The organism is Okeania sp. SIO2C2 (genome assembly GCF_010692625.1).
In the GTDB taxonomy this organism is placed as follows: domain Bacteria; phylum Cyanobacteriota; class Cyanobacteriia; order Cyanobacteriales; family Microcoleaceae; genus Okeania; species Okeania hirsuta.
The window spans coordinates 109,665-124,642 of record NZ_JAAHGM010000020.1; the positions used below are offsets into that span (position 1 = coordinate 109,665).

At 39.4% G+C, this 14,978-nt stretch carries 20 protein-coding genes; 3 read left to right on the forward strand and 17 right to left on the reverse strand.

Annotated features, from left to right (window positions below; genetic code table 11):
- Positions 1-36 precede the first annotated feature (36 nt).
- From rplR to rplC, 17 genes are all read right to left on the reverse strand, one after another.
- A complete protein-coding gene (gene rplR, locus F6K18_RS18110; protein WP_124145117.1) occupies positions 37-399 on the reverse strand; it encodes a 50S ribosomal protein L18 in 363 nt (120 codons plus the stop codon).
- Positions 400-939, reverse strand: coding sequence for a 50S ribosomal protein L6 (gene rplF / locus F6K18_RS18115; protein WP_124145118.1), 540 nt, complete (start codon positions 937-939; stop codon positions 400-402). It abuts the gene before it with no gap.
- Between the two features lie 298 nt (positions 940-1,237).
- The gene (gene rpsH / locus F6K18_RS18120; protein WP_124145119.1) at positions 1,238-1,639 is read right to left on the reverse strand and encodes a 30S ribosomal protein S8; all 402 of its coding nucleotides are present in this window, start codon (positions 1,637-1,639) and stop codon (positions 1,238-1,240) included.
- 30 nt (positions 1,640-1,669) lie between these two features.
- A complete protein-coding gene (gene rplE / locus F6K18_RS18125; RefSeq protein ID WP_124145120.1) occupies positions 1,670-2,215 on the reverse strand; it encodes a 50S ribosomal protein L5 in 546 nt (181 codons plus the stop codon).
- 64 nt (positions 2,216-2,279) lie between these two features.
- Positions 2,280-2,648: a 50S ribosomal protein L24 gene (gene rplX, locus F6K18_RS18130; protein WP_287522665.1), complete on the reverse strand. Its 369-nt coding sequence runs from the start codon at positions 2,646-2,648 to the stop codon at positions 2,280-2,282.
- Positions 2,649-3,017, reverse strand: a complete 369-nt coding sequence (gene rplN / locus F6K18_RS18135; protein WP_124145122.1) for a 50S ribosomal protein L14 — start codon at positions 3,015-3,017, stop codon at positions 2,649-2,651. It lies immediately after the preceding gene.
- A 92-nt stretch (positions 3,018-3,109) separates the two neighbouring features.
- Positions 3,110-3,358, reverse strand: coding sequence for a 30S ribosomal protein S17 (gene rpsQ / locus F6K18_RS18140; RefSeq protein WP_124145123.1), 249 nt, complete (start codon positions 3,356-3,358; stop codon positions 3,110-3,112).
- Positions 3,359-3,472: 114 nt separating this feature from the next.
- Positions 3,473-3,751 (reverse strand): 50S ribosomal protein L29, encoded by a 279-nt coding sequence (gene rpmC / locus F6K18_RS18145; RefSeq protein ID WP_124145124.1) that lies wholly within the window; start codon positions 3,749-3,751, stop codon positions 3,473-3,475.
- Positions 3,752-4,168: a 50S ribosomal protein L16 gene (rplP, locus tag F6K18_RS18150; protein WP_124145125.1), complete on the reverse strand. Its 417-nt coding sequence runs from the start codon at positions 4,166-4,168 to the stop codon at positions 3,752-3,754. It lies immediately after the preceding gene.
- A gap of 177 nt (positions 4,169-4,345) precedes the next feature.
- Entirely contained in the window at positions 4,346-5,074 is a 729-nt protein-coding gene (gene rpsC, locus F6K18_RS18155) for a 30S ribosomal protein S3 (protein ID WP_287522668.1), read from the reverse strand.
- 52 nt (positions 5,075-5,126) lie between these two features.
- Complete coding sequence (gene rplV / locus F6K18_RS18160) at positions 5,127-5,483, reverse strand: 50S ribosomal protein L22 (RefSeq protein WP_287522669.1); 357 nt, start codon at positions 5,481-5,483, stop codon at positions 5,127-5,129.
- A 37-nt stretch (positions 5,484-5,520) separates the two neighbouring features.
- Positions 5,521-5,796: a 30S ribosomal protein S19 gene (gene rpsS / locus F6K18_RS18165; RefSeq protein ID WP_124145128.1), complete on the reverse strand. Its 276-nt coding sequence runs from the start codon at positions 5,794-5,796 to the stop codon at positions 5,521-5,523.
- Between the two features lie 171 nt (positions 5,797-5,967).
- Entirely contained in the window at positions 5,968-6,831 is an 864-nt protein-coding gene (gene rplB, locus F6K18_RS18170) for a 50S ribosomal protein L2 (protein ID WP_287522670.1), read from the reverse strand.
- A gap of 368 nt (positions 6,832-7,199) precedes the next feature.
- Positions 7,200-7,730 (reverse strand): DUF192 domain-containing protein, encoded by a 531-nt coding sequence (locus F6K18_RS18175; protein WP_287522672.1) that lies wholly within the window; start codon positions 7,728-7,730, stop codon positions 7,200-7,202.
- Positions 7,731-7,783: 53 nt separating this feature from the next.
- The gene (locus F6K18_RS18180) at positions 7,784-8,095 is read right to left on the reverse strand and encodes a 50S ribosomal protein L23 (protein WP_287522673.1); all 312 of its coding nucleotides are present in this window, start codon (positions 8,093-8,095) and stop codon (positions 7,784-7,786) included.
- On the reverse strand, positions 8,079-8,717 hold the full coding sequence (gene rplD, locus F6K18_RS18185) for a 50S ribosomal protein L4 (protein ID WP_287522674.1): 639 nt from the start codon (positions 8,715-8,717) through the stop codon (positions 8,079-8,081). The genes F6K18_RS18180 and rplD overlap by 17 nt, the downstream gene beginning before the upstream one ends.
- A gap of 22 nt (positions 8,718-8,739) precedes the next feature.
- Positions 8,740-9,423 carry a 50S ribosomal protein L3 gene (gene rplC, locus F6K18_RS18190; protein WP_287522675.1) on the reverse strand — a complete coding sequence of 228 codons (684 nt, stop codon included), beginning with the start codon at positions 9,421-9,423 and terminating at the stop codon, positions 8,740-8,742.
- A 1,195-nt stretch (positions 9,424-10,618) separates the two neighbouring features.
- Between rplC and F6K18_RS18195 the strand changes: the two genes are divergently transcribed.
- The 3 genes from F6K18_RS18195 (at position 10,619) to F6K18_RS18205 (ending at position 14,595) form a co-directional block, all read left to right on the forward strand.
- On the forward strand, positions 10,619-11,095 hold the full coding sequence (locus F6K18_RS18195) for an NAD(P)H-quinone oxidoreductase subunit N (RefSeq protein ID WP_287275022.1): 477 nt from the start codon (positions 10,619-10,621) through the stop codon (positions 11,093-11,095).
- A 75-nt stretch (positions 11,096-11,170) separates the two neighbouring features.
- Complete coding sequence (gene ldpA / locus F6K18_RS18200; protein WP_287522678.1) at positions 11,171-12,391, forward strand: circadian clock protein LdpA; 1,221 nt, start codon at positions 11,171-11,173, stop codon at positions 12,389-12,391.
- Between the two features lie 425 nt (positions 12,392-12,816).
- The gene (locus F6K18_RS18205) at positions 12,817-14,595 is read left to right on the forward strand and encodes a R3H domain-containing nucleic acid-binding protein (RefSeq protein ID WP_287522679.1); all 1,779 of its coding nucleotides are present in this window, start codon (positions 12,817-12,819) and stop codon (positions 14,593-14,595) included.
- Positions 14,596-14,978: the final 383 nt, after the last annotated feature.

The following is a 14,978-nucleotide window of genomic DNA, read 5'->3' on the forward strand; positions in this document are numbered from 1 at the left end:
TCAAGTTCATTTTTTGTGTGTAACTTTACTAATTATCTAGAAGTCTAATCCCGCTTCACGAGCTGCCTCAGCTAAAGCTTTTACACGGCCATGATAGATATTTCCACCACGGTCGAAAACTACTTTTTCTATTCCTTTTTCTAGAGATCGCTGTGCAATTAATTTTCCTACTTGCACAGAAGCATCACAGTTAGCTCCTGAACTAATACTTGATTTTAATTCTGGTTCTACAGTTGATGCTGCAACTAAGGTATGTTGTTTAGTATCATCAATTACTTGAGCATAGATATGCAGATTTGATCGAAATACTGACAGTCTAGGGCGTTCTGATGTACCAAATACCTTTTTTCGCACCCGACGATGCCGCTTTCTGACAGAGTCTTTACGAGTATACTTCATCTATTTTTTACCTGATTTACCTGCTTTGAGTTTAATCATTTCACCTGCATAGCGAATACCTTTGCCTTTGTATACTTCTGGTGGACGAACAGCACGAATTCGCGCAGCAGTATTTCCTACTAATTCTTTATTTATGCCAGTAACAATTACATTAGTATTATTTTCTACTGCCACCTGAATACCTTCCGGAGGAGGCATTTCTACTGGTTTACTGTAACCTACGTTTAAGATCAAGTTCTTCCCTTGAACTTGAGCACGATATCCTACTCCTTGAATCTGTAGTCGCTTTTCATATCCTTTTGATACCCCTTCGACCATATTGGCAACTAAAGTTCGAGATAGACCATATTGCTGACGAGCACGACGAGTTTCAGTTTGTGGTTTAACCACAATAGTATCTTCCTGCTGTTCAACAGCTATTTCTGGGGACAGTACTCTAGAAAGTTCACCTTTCGGGCCTTTTACTGTTACTTTTTGACCATCAATGGTAATGGTCACTTTGTTGGGAATCTTGATGGGAAGCTTACCAATTCGAGACATAGCTTTCTTTGTATATATATAAGGTTGCTAGATATTGTTTTCTTTGGGTTAGTGAATAGCTCTTGATTAGACCTCTTGCAAAAGTTTTAATCAAATCAATTCAAGACACGAAATCAACAATTTTACCAAAAAATTGTGGTTTCAAGCTTCCTTTTTTTAGGAGATAAAAAGACAAAAATTTCTTTGAGTCAATCCTGTTCTTTTAAAGGAGAGGTAATTATTAATTATTAATTATTAATTATTAATTGTTAAACTCCCTATTCCCTGACTTCTGCAAGAAGTCTATTCATTTTGTTTACTACCAAACATAACAAAGGACTTCTCCTCCGATGCCTCTTTTTCTAGCTTCTCTATCAGTCATAATTCCACTGGATGTGGAAATAATAGCTATTCCTATTCCACCTAAAACTCGTGGTAATTCTTTACGATTTTTATAGACCCGGAGTCCAGGTTTACTAACTCGCTTCAGATATCTAATAATGGGTTGTCGATTTTTACCTTTGTATTTTAAAGAAATTACTAGGAACTTCTTGAGACCTTCGCCTTCTTGTTCAAATCCACCAATAAAACCTTCCTCGTTCAATACTTTGGCAATACTGCGAGTCATCTTTGTTGCTGGAACTTTTGTTGTTGTATGTTGCGCCATGCAGGAGTTGCGAATTCGCGTCAACATATCTGATATTGTGTCGTTAGCCGCCATTTTTTCCTTTTTTTCCTTAACTACTTTAAGTTAATTAGTCCGAAAGGGCATTCCCATTTCTTTAAGTAAGGCGCGGCCTTCCTCATCAGTGTTAGCTGTGGTAATAATTGAAATGTCCATTCCCCGAATTTGATCGATACTGTCATATTCTATCTCTGGAAATATTAGTTGCTCTTTTAAACCTAAGCTGTAATTTCCTCGACCGTCAAAGCTTTTAGGATTTATGCCTCTAAAGTCTCTAATTCTAGGTAATGCTAAATTAATTAGTCGGTCTAGAAATTCATACATTCTTCCAGAACGTAGAGTCACCATAACTCCTACTGGCATTCCGTTACGGATTTTAAAGCCTGCGATCGCTTTTTTTGCCCTAGTTACTACTGGTTTTTGGCCTGTAATTGTAGCTATTTCTTTGATTGATGAGTCTAGAGCTTTAGCATTTTGAGATGCTTCCCCTAAACCCCGGTTCAATGTTACTTTAACCAGTTTTGGTACCTGGTGAATATTTTTATACTTAAACTGCTCCATCATTTTGGGAACAATTTTTTCTTGGTAAAAATTCTTTAGTCTTTCTGCCATAGTTTTAGTAACTATATAGTTTAGTAAATTTACTTAGTAATAAAGTAATTTGATTTTGGTCTGTTTAATCAATAATTTCTCCTGTTTTTTTGAGCTTTCGCACTTTGCGACCATCATCTGTAAATGTATAACAAATGCGACTAGCTACTTTTTCTTTGCTAGAGTAGAGCATAACGTTAGAACTATGAATCGGAGCTTCAATGGTAACAATCTTACCTGACTCTCCTTCTTGCTGAGGTTTAACGTGCTTTGTTTTGACGTTAATATCTTTCACTACAACTTTGCTAACTTTTGGCAACACCTTCATAATTTCGCCTACTTTGCCTTTATCTTTTCCGGCAATTATTTGAACTGTGTCACCTTTCTTAACGTGCATTTTATAGCGTATAGGTTTTCCCTGTGCGCTCATTTGAGGTTTTTTCTTTTTAGCCATTTACAGTACCTCCGGTGCTAGGGATACGATTTTAGTAAAATTTTTGTCTCGTAATTCACGAGCTACTGGACCGAATACACGAGTTCCTCGTGGATTTCCATCCTGGTTGATAATTACTGCTGCATTATCATCAAATCTAATGCTCATACCAGTATCTCGACGTAAACCTTTCCTAGTACGAACAACAACAGCTCTCACTACATCTGACTTTTTGACAGCCATGTTAGGAGATGCGTCTTTGACTACAGCTATTATAACGTCACCTATACGAGCATAGCGACGATTGCCACCACCTATTACACGGATGCACATTAATTTTCGGGCACCGCTATTATCAGCTACATTTAATATGGACTGTTGTTGAATCATTGCTGTCTCTGTGATGTTTTATAGATGTGTTAGAATTAAAGTTAATTGATTTGTTAATTTTAATAGTTTTATTCGACCAATAAAACCAACCATTAACTAATCTTGGAATTTAGGATTTCAGCAAGTTGCCAACGTTTAGTACGACTCATGGGACGAGTTTCTGTAATCCGAACGCGATCGCCTTCGTTACATTTATTTTCTTCGTCGTGAACTTTATATTTTTTAGTTTTCACGACTGTTTTGCCGTACTTCGGGTGAGCAGACCTGTTTTCGATCGCCACCACTATTGTTTTGTCCATTTTGTTGCTGACAACTACACCTACTCTTTCTTTAGCTGCCATAATTTTCCTTGTTTTATGAGTAATAAAGTGTTCTTTAATTTTCCCGATAAATACTTGTAAAATGTCAACAATTAATAATTTACTAATTGCAAAACATATTAAGTTTTTAATTTTTTATTCTGGACTATCTGCTGTTTCAACAGATGTACTTGAAACTGATGCTGCTACTTCTTGAGTAGAAGCTTCTGCTTCTTTAACTAATTCTCGTTCTCTTTCTATTGTTAACAATTGAGCCAGTCGATGACGATTGTATTTAAACAGGTGAGGTTTTTCCAACCTTCCGGTAGCTTTTAACATTCGTAAATCGAACAATTCTCGCTTAACTTTTACTATCTCAGCGACAAGTTCTTCATCACTCAAATTCCTAACTTCTTCTACTTTAGGAAAAGGCATCTAGAAATCTCCCTCGCGTGTAATAAACTTAGTCTTAATTGGTAACTTAAATGATGCTAAACGCATAGCTTCGCGGGCGATGTCTTCTGCAACTCCACCTAACTCAAACATTATGCGTCCTGGTTTAACTACTGCTACCCAATATTCTGGTGCACCTTTACCAGATCCCATACGGGTTTCTGCGGCTCGCATTGTCACGGGTTTATCTGGAAATATACGAATCCAAATTTTCCCACCCCTACGGATATAACGAGTCATGGCACGACGAGAAGCTTCTATTTGACGGGAAGTAATCCAAGAAGGTTCTAATGCTTGGAGAGCAAATTCACCGAAAGCAATGCTATTGCCACTATTTGCATTACCTCTCATTCGTCCGCGTTGCTGTTTACGGAATTTTGTTCTTTTAGGACTTAACATAGTCTACTATTTTGTGCTTAATTTAGTATTTTCCTAGAAAGTCATTTAAATGCTTTGATAGCTATTTATCAAAATAGTTTAGTCTAAAACCCCGCCTTGATTGGCGAAATGTTTTTGGACGGTTGCTCACTCATCCCCGTTACAAAAACAACTTCTGACTTCTGACTTCTAACTTCATTAACCTTCGTTAGACCTGTCTTCATATTGCTGACGACGTTTTTGTTGTCTACGTTTTGGTTGATTTACTTGAGCATTTGCCATATCTTCTTGACCAGGAATAATTTCTCCTTTGAAGATCCAAATCTTGATTCCCAGGATGCCGTAAATTGTCTTAGCAGTACAGTAGGCATAATCAATGTCAGCTCTCAATGTATGCAGAGGTACACTACCTTCTCTTGTCACCTCGGTACGAGCAATTTCTGCTCCATTGACTCTTCCACTTACCTGCACTTTTATGCCTTCTACACCAGCTTTTTGAGCCCTAGTTATAGCTTGACGTACAACTCGACGAAAAGAAACCCTTTTCTCTAGTTGTTGAGCAATGTATTCACCAATAAGCATGGCATCGGTGTCTACTTTTGTCACTTCAACAACATTGATTCTGATTTGACGGTTGCTACCCAAAAGTTGTTGTAAACCTACTCTCAAAGACTCAATACCTGCACCACCTCTACCAACCACTACACCTGGTCTAGCGGTGCTAACTTCTAAGTCTATCTGGTCTGCCTTTCGCTCAATTCTGATTTGAGAGATGCCTGCATTTGCCAGAGTTTGCTTGACATATTTACGAATTTTGTGGTCTTCTTCCAACAGTTCTGGGTAGTTTTTAGCATCAGCGTACCAACGAGAGCGATGCTCTTGGGTTACGCCTAATCTAAAACCAATTGGATGTATTTTTTGTCCCATTACTTCTATAACTTAAATTAATGTCATCTAATCGTTCAAATTTCTTCCCTTACTAATCAACCACAGGAGCTACTGCAACTGTAATATGACAAGTAGGTTTACGAATTCTGTAAGCACGACCTTGAGCGCGGGGTCGGTAACGTGGCAAACAAGGCCCTTGATCGGCAAAAGCTTTGGATACAACTAAAGTTTCTGGGTCTATTCCTTTATTATGCTCGGCATTCGCTGCTGCTGAACGCAATGCTTTACGCACAGGGTCGCAGGAACGATATGGCATAAATTCAAGTATAATCAACGCTTTCCGGTAAGAGATGCCACGAATTTGATCTAGTACGCGTCGCACTTTAAAAGGAGACATTCGGATGTAACGTGCTACGGCTTTTACTTCTTCATTGGTATCTACAGGCATACCTTTCTCCAATTATCAATTTCAACGAGTTTTCTATTTATCTTTTAGATTTTCTATCTGAACCGTGACCTCGATAGGTTCTAGTCGGTGCAAATTCCCCTAATTTATGGCCTACCATCTGATCGGAGATGAACACTGGGACGTGTTGACGTCCGTTATGTACTGCGATCGTATGACCTACCATATCTGGGATAATAGTTGAAGCTCTTGACCAAGTTTTAATTACTTGTTTTTGATTTTTCTCGTTTAAATCTTCTATTTTTTTCAATAGATGATCTGCTATGAATGGTCCTTTTTTTAATGATCGAGCCATAATTGAATTTATGATTGATTTAATACAATTCAAGTTAGAGAAGTTAACCAGGACTCCAAAGCTTCATTTTGGTAACTTTTGTGTTTTCAACTTCTTTGCTGTCAGAATTACTCAAGTTGATGCACAATAATTTAATATTTATATTTATCGATCATCAACCACGGACTGATTTTAGCTTTGCCGTCCACCTTTACCTCGTTTAGAGGATTTACGACGACGTTGTACGATCAAAGCATCACTCCGTTTTTTCTTCTTACGAGTTTTCAGACCTAATGCTGGCTTACCCCAAGGAGTAACTGGTCCGCTTCTACCGACTGGTGCCCGGCCTTCACCACCACCATGAGGGTGATCGACTGGGTTCATCACACTACCTCTAACTGTTGGTCTCTTTCCTTTCCAGCGGTTGCGACCTGCTTTTCCTAAGCTGATATTTCGATGATCGACGTTGCCTACTTGGCCAATAGTGGCGTAGCAACTTGCTCTGACTTTACGCCGTTCGCCTGAAGGGAGTTTGATTGTTACATATTCGCCTTCTTTTGCTACCAATTGAGCAGCGGCACCAGCAGCACGGACTATTTGTCCTCCTTTTCCTGGAACAAGTTCTACATTATGAACGTCTGTACCCAGAGGAATTTGACTCAGAGGTAAAGCGTTGCCAATTTCTATTGGAGCGTTTATGCCAGAAATAATGGATGCATCAACTTTTAATCCTACAGGATGAAGGATATAACGTTTTTCTCCATCTTGATAATGTAGCAGTGCTATTCTGGCATTCCGGTTTGGGTCGTATTCTACTGATGCTACTTTGGCCGGAATATTATGTTTGTTACGATGAAAGTCGATAACACGATATAGTTTCTTGCTACCTCCACCTCGGTGACGACAGGTAATTACACCACGGTTGTTACGACCCTTTCGTCTATGCTTGTTTTTTACCAGAGACTTTTCTGGTGTTGAGCTAGTTATCTCAGCAAAGTCTGATACACTATGTTCTCGGGTACTTGGAGTATAGGGTCGGTAGGAACGAATACCCATATTTTTTTTGCTCTATTTCATTATATTTTACAGTAAGCGTTCAGCTATTAGCATTCAGCATTCAGCTTTTAAAATAATCTAGCAACTACTAAGGTTGGCTAATGACCTTTTTAATTTTTAAAGGAGAATAATTACCGTTCTTAGAAACCTACAATTATCTATAAAAATCTATGATTATCTATAGATAGCCTGTTCTATTCCTGTTTCTACCTGGCAACGTCGGGGTTATCCAGTCCACAAGCTGTCACGGTCGTTAAACGCGTTAGCGGAGCGTAGCTCTCACTTACCGCCATAGCGAGATTCAGGAATGAGAATTAAATAAAGTCCAGATTTTTTTCAGAACTCAGAGAGTCTGGAACTTAGTCAATTTAACCTCTGTATATAATAGAATTCTCATTCCTAATTATAATCCCATCTCCTACCTTCAAGCCTAATTCCTTAGTACGTCCTCCTCGTATTTCAATAACTTGATCGACTGGTACACCAGAACCATACATTGGACAAGGGTCAGCTACACAAGGAGGAACATCAACAGCGATCGCTTGAACGACATCAGACCGAAGGAATATCATATCAAGAGATATTTTGCAATTTTTCATCCAGAAGTTAACCTGACGAGGTGGGTCAAAAGAGAAAAGCATTCCCTGATCGTCAGCTAACTCAGTTCTGTACATCAGACCACTTGCATGCTGTTCCGGAGTTTTCGGCACCTGCAAATTAATGACTTGACCAGATATTTTAGCTTGGGCTGTCATTGGCAATACTTGACCTTCCTGAAATACTTGAAAATTTGATGGTTGTTGAGTTTGTACTTGAATACCATTGGTAAAGGTACGGGTTTTTAGGATCGGAGTTAGGAGATCGAGAAATATAATCGGGTAAAAAGGTAGAATATTCACTATCTTCCCATTTCCCTATCTTTTTAACTACATAAATAGACCCCAAATGGGTTCTATAGGTCTGGGAACAGAACTTTCCTAATTGGTTCTCCATCTTCTAAGCTAACAATTGCTCTTTTGTATCTAGGTTTGAAGCCTTGAAATTTACCTACTCTTTTCTTTTTTCTTGGTAAATTTAGGGTGTTCATACCTATTACTTTTACTTCAAATAGTTGTTCAATTGCTGCTTTGATCATTGGCTTTGTTGCCCTTGGATCTACATCAAATGTGTATTGATTTAGTTCCATTAATCTAGTAGCTTTTTCTGTAACAACTGGGCATTTGACTATATCCACTAAATCTCGTGAATCAACTTTTATCCCCATATATCTCCTGAATTTTCTCTATTGCTGCTGCGGTAGCTATAATTTTATCTGCTTCTAGAATATCGTAAATATTCAAGTTATTAGCTAGAGATATTTTCAGCTTCGCAATATTACGACCTGAGAGATATACATTTTCTTGTTTCTCTTCTAATATCAGCAGAACTTTAGATTCTGGTTCTACTCCCCAACGAGCGATCGCTTGGACTAATTCTTTGGTTTTCGGTCTTGTTAATTGGTCAGAAAAATTTTCAATCGCAATTAAGTCTTCTGAGCGACTTTGGAAGGCGGTACTGAGTGCTAGACGTTTTTCCTTGCGGTTCATTTTATGGGAGTAGTCTCTTGGTTTAGGACCAAAAATCACACCACCACCACGCCATAGAGGCGAACGGATGGAACCTGCTCTTGCTCTACCTGTTCCTTTTTGTCGCCAAGGTTTACGACCTCCACCTCTGACTTCAGCTCTTGTTTTTGTGCTGGCTGTTCCTTGGCGGTTATTCGCCATTTGTAGTCTTAAGGACCTATGAACAACATGAGCTGCACTTTCTTCTTTTGCTACTCGTAAGTTGAGAGTTGCTTGTCCAACTTCTTCACCTTGCCAGTTTTTTATGACACAATCAACCATCTTTTTTTCTCAAAATTTTTTTTTATTTTTGACCTACTATTGTGGCTGGAGCAACGCTAACTAATGTGCCTGGTTTACCAGGAATGCTTCCTTTGATCAGCAATAGGTTTCTTTCTGTATCTATTCTCACTACTTTGAGTTTTCTAGTAGTGACTCGCACGTTTCCTAAATGTCCTGCCATTTTCTTACCTGGATAAACACGCCCTGGTGTTGTTCCTGGACCTGTGGAACCAGGCAAACGATGGTTTTTGGAACCGTGAGCCATTGGCCCACGTCTAAAGTTATGACGTTTTTGATAACCAGCAAAGCCTTTACCAATACTTTTTCCTGTGACATCAACGAGTTGGCCTGCTTCAAATAGATCGACTTTTATTTGTTGACCTAGTTCATAGTTACCTGTATTTTCTACTCTGTATTCTCGTAGATGACGTAAGGGGACACCGCCTGATTTAACTAAATGCCCTTGTTGAGCGTTAGTCAAATACCTATTAACTTCTTTTGGTTCTTTGATATTGAGTTGACGGGTTTTATTTTTGGCTTCTCCATATCCTATTTGAATTGAAGTATAACCGTCTGTTTGTTCGGTTTTAATTTGGGTTACTACACATGGACCTGCTTGTACGACTGTTACAGGAATTGCTGCTCCTGTTTCAGGTTCAAACACTTGTGTCATGCCTAGTTTTTTGCCCAGGATACCAACTGCCACTGTCGCTCTCCTATTCTTTATTATTTATGCACTACAACAATAATGTTTTTTAACTATCTATCAGCTATTAGCTATCATCCTAAAAGTTTGTATTAGGTATCTGTTTACGGAGCATTCCGTCAGGAAAGGCTTTTTAATTGAAATAATTTATTTTTTTTTCAGACAGTTTTATACCTAATAAATAATTAATAAATCATACTATTTACATATAATTAATTGTTTAAACTTCTCCTGATATCTTAATTACAACAGTGGTTAATTTCCTGACTATTTCTTAGGAGTGATCGCCTAAGTCTATTGCTAGTAATACTTAACTTCTGTTTGATTTTATTAGGTTGACACTCTCACCGTTAAATCACGCGATTATAACGGGAGATTCTTGTTTTGCTGACGCAACACTACGCGAACACAGATTCTTAACTAGATAACAAATCAAATAAACCGAATTGCACCCCCGTTAGACCATCTCCGCAAGCTTTTTATTCAACCGTGTGCCCCACGGCTATTGATTCGATTATGACGCCAAAAATGCCCGCGCGTATCGATCAATTATTTTTCTGGTTTAATTTCATCTCACCGTTAAATAAGAGCGATTATAACGGCTCGAACTCTTTCAACATTTATGATAGGTTTTACTGTTTCAACCAAGTTTATTATCAACTTTGATGCTTTTTAAGATAACATCAGAATTAAAAATATTCTTAGTATTAAAGTAGTAAAGTACTAGAGAAATTATGGAACTAATACTCAGCATGAAAATACAATATCATCGTTGAATAATAACGATAATATTTTATTTACCAGCTATGATTTTTTAGCTTTTTGTCTTTAGCTCTAGTTCTTAGCTTTATGGTCGCCAGGACTTGAGTAGCTTGCTAATCAGTATCCTTTTTTTTCTAGGAAGTATATAAACTTATTACAACTGACTATTTCTTGATTCTTAAAGTTGAAATAGATAGCTAAATAATAATTTGTTAACCTTGGTACAACCCCTATAGGAGTTAATATAGGTAACACTTACCTAATATTTCACTTTTTTCGGCGACAATATATGATTGTATAGTATTTACTAAGAGTTGTCTAGTAGTTTAAATAATTTTTTTTCAGGTTGCTAGGAAGACAAGTATCTTTGGTTTAAACAACTATAATCCAGATATAATCACCTACAATTTAAAAATTAGGGACAATATTAAGCATGGCACTGATTACGACTGGTCGAGGAATGATTAAGGATTTGGAGAAGTCTGGGTCTTTGGCCGTTTATGTTCCTTTGGAAGGAGGGTTTGAAGGGCGTTATCAACGTCGTTTAAGGGCTTCTGGGTATGTAAGTCACAATATTACTGCTAGAGGTCTTGGGGATTTGGCCATGTATCTGACAGGGGTGCATGGAGTCAGACCTCCTCACTTAGGTAAGAAAAGTACGGGTAATGGCCCAGCAGTTGGTTATGTTTACTATGTACCGCCAATTGTCAGCTATCGACTGGAACAGTTACCACCTAAAGCTAAGGGTTTGGTTTTGTGGATTATAGAAGGTCAGATTCTATCTAGTCAAGAAATTGAGTATTTAACTGTCCTACCTAAATCAGAACCACGAGTTAAGGTGATAGTGGAAATGGGTGGCGATCGCTTCTTTAGATGGACACCACTTCAAAATGCTTTGGTACCTGCTTAAAGAATTTTTTGAGCTAACATTTTATCTTTGTACTTCAAATTTTTTTGAGCTAAAGGCTCTACTATTATATACAGCGTGAGAGAACGCTATTCTCCCCTAATTTCGCTAAAAAAAGGCCACTGGTTTAAGTTGATCTGTGGGGCCAGCTTCCAACACCTGCCAACAGTAAGAAATTTAACATTAGCTTATACTTTGGCAGGGGCAGATTGTATTGATGTGGCTGCCGACCCGGCGGCGATCGCTTCTGCTGGGCAGGCTTTACAGGTTGCAAGTGGCCTCCAATATTGGGCCAAGTCACAGGGATTTGGCTACCAAACGTTACCATGGATAATGGTAAGTATCAATGATGGAGAAGATCCTCATTTCCGAAAAGCTGAGTTTGACCCTACTGTTTGTCCTACAGACTGTTGGCGACCTTGTGAGAAAGTCTGTCCGGCAGAGGCTATAGTTTTTTCTGAAGATAGAGATACTATAACTTCTGGTAATTCAGGGGTTATTGATGAACTTTGCTACGGTTGTGGAAGATGTTTGTCTGTATGTCCTAAGCAACTAATACAGGCTCGCTCTTATGTATCCACTCCTACTTCTATTGCATCATTAGTATTGCAGACTGGTGTAGATGCTATTGAAATTCATACTCAAGTGGGAAGAGAAACTGATTTTCAGCGACTCTGGAAAAGTATAAAACCTTGGGTAAATCAATTAAAACTAATTGCTATTAGTTGCCCTGACGGAGAAGGGTTAGTAGAATATTTACAAAGTCTGTATGAAATAATTTCTCCTCTTCCTTGCGCTCTAATCTGGCAAACTGATGGTAAACCGATGAGTGGAGATATTGGTGCAGGTAGTACAATAGCTGCGATCGCATTGAGTCAAAAGGTGTTGGATGCAAAACTACCAGGGTATGTACAGTTAGCAGGAGGCACAAATAATTTTACTGTAGCCAAGCTTGTTGCTAAAGGTTTGCTAGCATCTGAGAATAATAAACAGGGAAACTCTGCTAAAAATTTAAATACTTATATTCCGGAAAATAGATTTGTATCTGGTGTAGCTTATGGTAGCTATGCTCGCGTTTTGTTGTCACCAATTTTGGAAAAATTAGAAAAAATGCACAAATCACAGCTGCAGGCAATTGAATCTGTCTACAGCACAACTAGCAATGCCAAACAACTCACTAATGATTCCCAGTTAACGAAGCTGGAAGTTTTACCGGAACTTCTTTGGGAAGCTATCAGTTTAGCTAACTCTTTGGTTTCCCAAATTAAAACATCGGATCTAAATAAAATGAGGAATTAATGATGAATTTCCATGAACGAAGTCAGAAGGTAGAAAGCAGAGGGAAGGAGTCAGAATTACCTTCTGTCTTCTCCCCCCTTTCAAAGGGCAAGACTGTTTCAAAGTATTGTAGATTAACGATTTAGGGAGAACGGGAGATGAGGGGATCGTGGAAGTTGTGAAATTCACCAAAATTTGCCGATTTTTCAGCCAATAAGCGTCCCTTTTGCTGTGGCTAAAATGGTGAAAAGTCAACTTAATATCATAAATTAAAAGCCTCCATCCCCGTGTTGACCTGTCTCCGCGTCCCCGTGTCTATCAAGAATGAAACAGCTCTGCCCCCTGTTGCCTATTGCCAGATGAGCTGCGCGCAGCGCTATAGTTTCAGTTTTTGCCTCAAAAGCTTTTTTCTTACCCAGTAGAATAGAAGTCACTTTTAACAAAGTATGCAGATAACAGACGACCTTAATAGATTACTAGAAATTGTACCAGACCAAATTAGACGGCCTCTACTGCAACATCAACAGCGAAATAACCTGATCGAAATTGTGATGGATCTGGGTCGTCTCCCAGAAGCTCGTTTTCCATCCCATGCAGAATACCTGGGCGAAATTCCTATTTCTAGAAAAGACCTTAATTATTCCATAGAACGAGTTGGTAATTTTAGCAGCGATAATCGGGCAGGTATTGAGCAAACGCTACACCGGATTAGTGCTATTCGCAATCGCACGGGAGAAGTTATTGGTTTGACTTGTCGAGTGGGGCGGGCAGTTTTTGGCACAATTGGTATGATTCGCGAGTTAGTGGAAACCGGAAGGTCGATTTTGATGCTCGGTCGCCCTGGCGTAGGAAAAACAACGGCGCTACGAGAAATTGCACGGGTGCTGGCTGATGATTTAGAAAAACGGGTGGTGATTATTGATAGCTCTAATGAAATTGCTGGGGATGGAGATGTTCCTCACCCTGCTATTGGTCGTGCCCGTCGGATGCAAGTTGCTCGCCCGGAACAACAGCATCAAGTGATGATTGAGGCGGTGGAAAATCATATGCCAGAGGTGATTGTGATTGATGAGATTGGTACGGAATTGGAGGCTTTGGCAGCGAGAACTATTGCGGAGCGTGGCGTACAGTTAGTGGGTACTGCTCATGGTAATCAGATGGAAAATTTGGTAAAAAATCCGACTCTATCTGATTTAATTGGGGGTATTCAGGCTGTAACTTTGGGAGATGATGAAGCACGACGTCGGGGTTCTCAAAAAACTGTTCTGGAACGTAAAGCACCGCCTACTTTTGAAATTGCTGTGGAAATGTTGGAAAGACACCGTTGGGTGGTTCACGAGCAGGTGGCTGATACTGTTGATGCTTTGCTTCGGGGGCAGAAACCTAATCCACAGGTGAGGACTATGGATGAGAATGGTGAGGTGAAGATTACACGAGAGTATAATGGTACTCCAAGATTGGGTGGGGGTGTTAATCAGAATGCGGGTTCGCTATTGCGGCAGTCAGGAGAAATGTTGAGTTCTCGTAGTGGTTTTCGTGATTCTGGTTATATTATGCCATTGCCTAATACAGGTCAGGTTAATCAACCAGTGGAGTTTTCTGAGTCTAAGTCTTTTGAAGAATTATTGGATGAGTCTTTCTCGGGAAATGGGATGTTTTCTAATGGTAATGGTAATGTAGGGCGTTGGGAAGCTCAGGCGACGGGTCCTAATGGTGAGGATTTGCCTTTGCATATTTATCCTTATGCAATTCCACGTCATCAAATGGAACAGGTGATTAGTACTTTGGGTTTGCCTGTGGTTTTGACTAAGGATATTGATAGTGCGGATGTGGTTTTGGCTTTGCGAACGCACACCAGGAAACAGTCTAAGTTACGGCATATTGCTAAGGCTCGTCATGTGCCTATTCATGTGATTAAGAATAGTGGTTTGCCTCAAATTGCTAAGGCACTACGACGGTTATTGGATATGGAAGATCCTAGCACTCCTGAGTTTGCTGACTTGAATTTGTTTGCTGCTTCAGCTTCGGAAGATGAGATGGAGGCTTTGGAGGAAGCACGGTTAGCAGTGGAGCAAATTGTGATTCCAAAGGGGCAACCTGTGGAACTTTTGCCACGGTCTCCAAAGGTGCGGAAGATGCAGCATGAACTTGTGGAGCATTATCGCTTGAAGTCTTCTAGTTTTGGAGATGAGCCTAACCGACGTCTACGCATTTATCCAGCGTAAGGGAGTGTAATTAAGGTTCAAAAGTCCGGCTTGTAGTTGAGTTTTAGCCCTAAGACAAGTATTCAAAGAGCTAAAGCAAAACTATAGACCGGCTCGTAGCTCGTAGTTTTGCTCTAGCCCTAAGACAGATAAATATGGTATGATTAAAGGTTAAGCTAAAGTTTGCTCGTAGTTTGGTTCTAGCTCTAAGACTGTCAGTAGAGTGGCGTACAGGAGTGAGGAAGAATTTTGGCGTTGGTAATTAATGGGATGATTTGGCTTTGTTGCACAAAAGGTGACGTTTAGGCTATAAATAGCATCAGGATAATACGAATCAGTAGATACTCGTGAAGTCCAAGTCTAAGTCCAAGTCTAAGTCACTGCCTCGGTACAAGGTCAAGAAT

Coding starts and splice junctions, on each gene's coding strand:
- rplF (WP_124145118.1), bottom strand. CDS start 939: ATGTCTCGAATTGGTAAGCTTCCCATCAAGATTCCCAACAAAGTGACC.
- rplB (WP_287522670.1), bottom strand. CDS start 6,831: ATGGGTATTCGTTCCTACCGACCCTATACTCCAAGTACCCGAGAACAT.
- F6K18_RS18205 (WP_287522679.1), top strand. CDS start 12,817: ATGCAGATAACAGACGACCTTAATAGATTACTAGAAATTGTACCAGAC.
- rpmC (WP_124145124.1), bottom strand. CDS start 3,751: ATGCCTTTTCCTAAAGTAGAAGAAGTTAGGAATTTGAGTGATGAAGAA.
- rplX (WP_287522665.1), bottom strand. CDS start 2,648: ATGGCTAAAAAGAAAAAACCTCAAATGAGCGCACAGGGAAAACCTATA.
- rpsS (WP_124145128.1), bottom strand. CDS start 5,796: ATGGCTCGATCATTAAAAAAAGGACCATTCATAGCAGATCATCTATTG.
- rplN (WP_124145122.1), bottom strand. CDS start 3,017: ATGATTCAACAACAGTCCATATTAAATGTAGCTGATAATAGCGGTGCC.
- rpsC (WP_287522668.1), bottom strand. CDS start 5,074: ATGGGACAAAAAATACATCCAATTGGTTTTAGATTAGGCGTAACCCAA.
- rpsQ (WP_124145123.1), bottom strand. CDS start 3,358: ATGGCAGCTAAAGAAAGAGTAGGTGTAGTTGTCAGCAACAAAATGGAC.
- rplP (WP_124145125.1), bottom strand. CDS start 4,168: ATGTTAAGTCCTAAAAGAACAAAATTCCGTAAACAGCAACGCGGACGA.
- F6K18_RS18195 (WP_287275022.1), top strand. CDS start 10,619: ATGGCACTGATTACGACTGGTCGAGGAATGATTAAGGATTTGGAGAAG.
- rplE (WP_124145120.1), bottom strand. CDS start 2,215: ATGGCAGAAAGACTAAAGAATTTTTACCAAGAAAAAATTGTTCCCAAA.
- F6K18_RS18180 (WP_287522673.1), bottom strand. CDS start 8,095: ATGGGGATAAAAGTTGATTCACGAGATTTAGTGGATATAGTCAAATGC.
- rplD (WP_287522674.1), bottom strand. CDS start 8,717: ATGGTTGATTGTGTCATAAAAAACTGGCAAGGTGAAGAAGTTGGACAA.
- rplR (WP_124145117.1), bottom strand. CDS start 399: ATGAAGTATACTCGTAAAGACTCTGTCAGAAAGCGGCATCGTCGGGTG.
- rpsH (WP_124145119.1), bottom strand. CDS start 1,639: ATGGCGGCTAACGACACAATATCAGATATGTTGACGCGAATTCGCAAC.
- rplV (WP_287522669.1), bottom strand. CDS start 5,483: ATGCCTGTAGATACCAATGAAGAAGTAAAAGCCGTAGCACGTTACATC.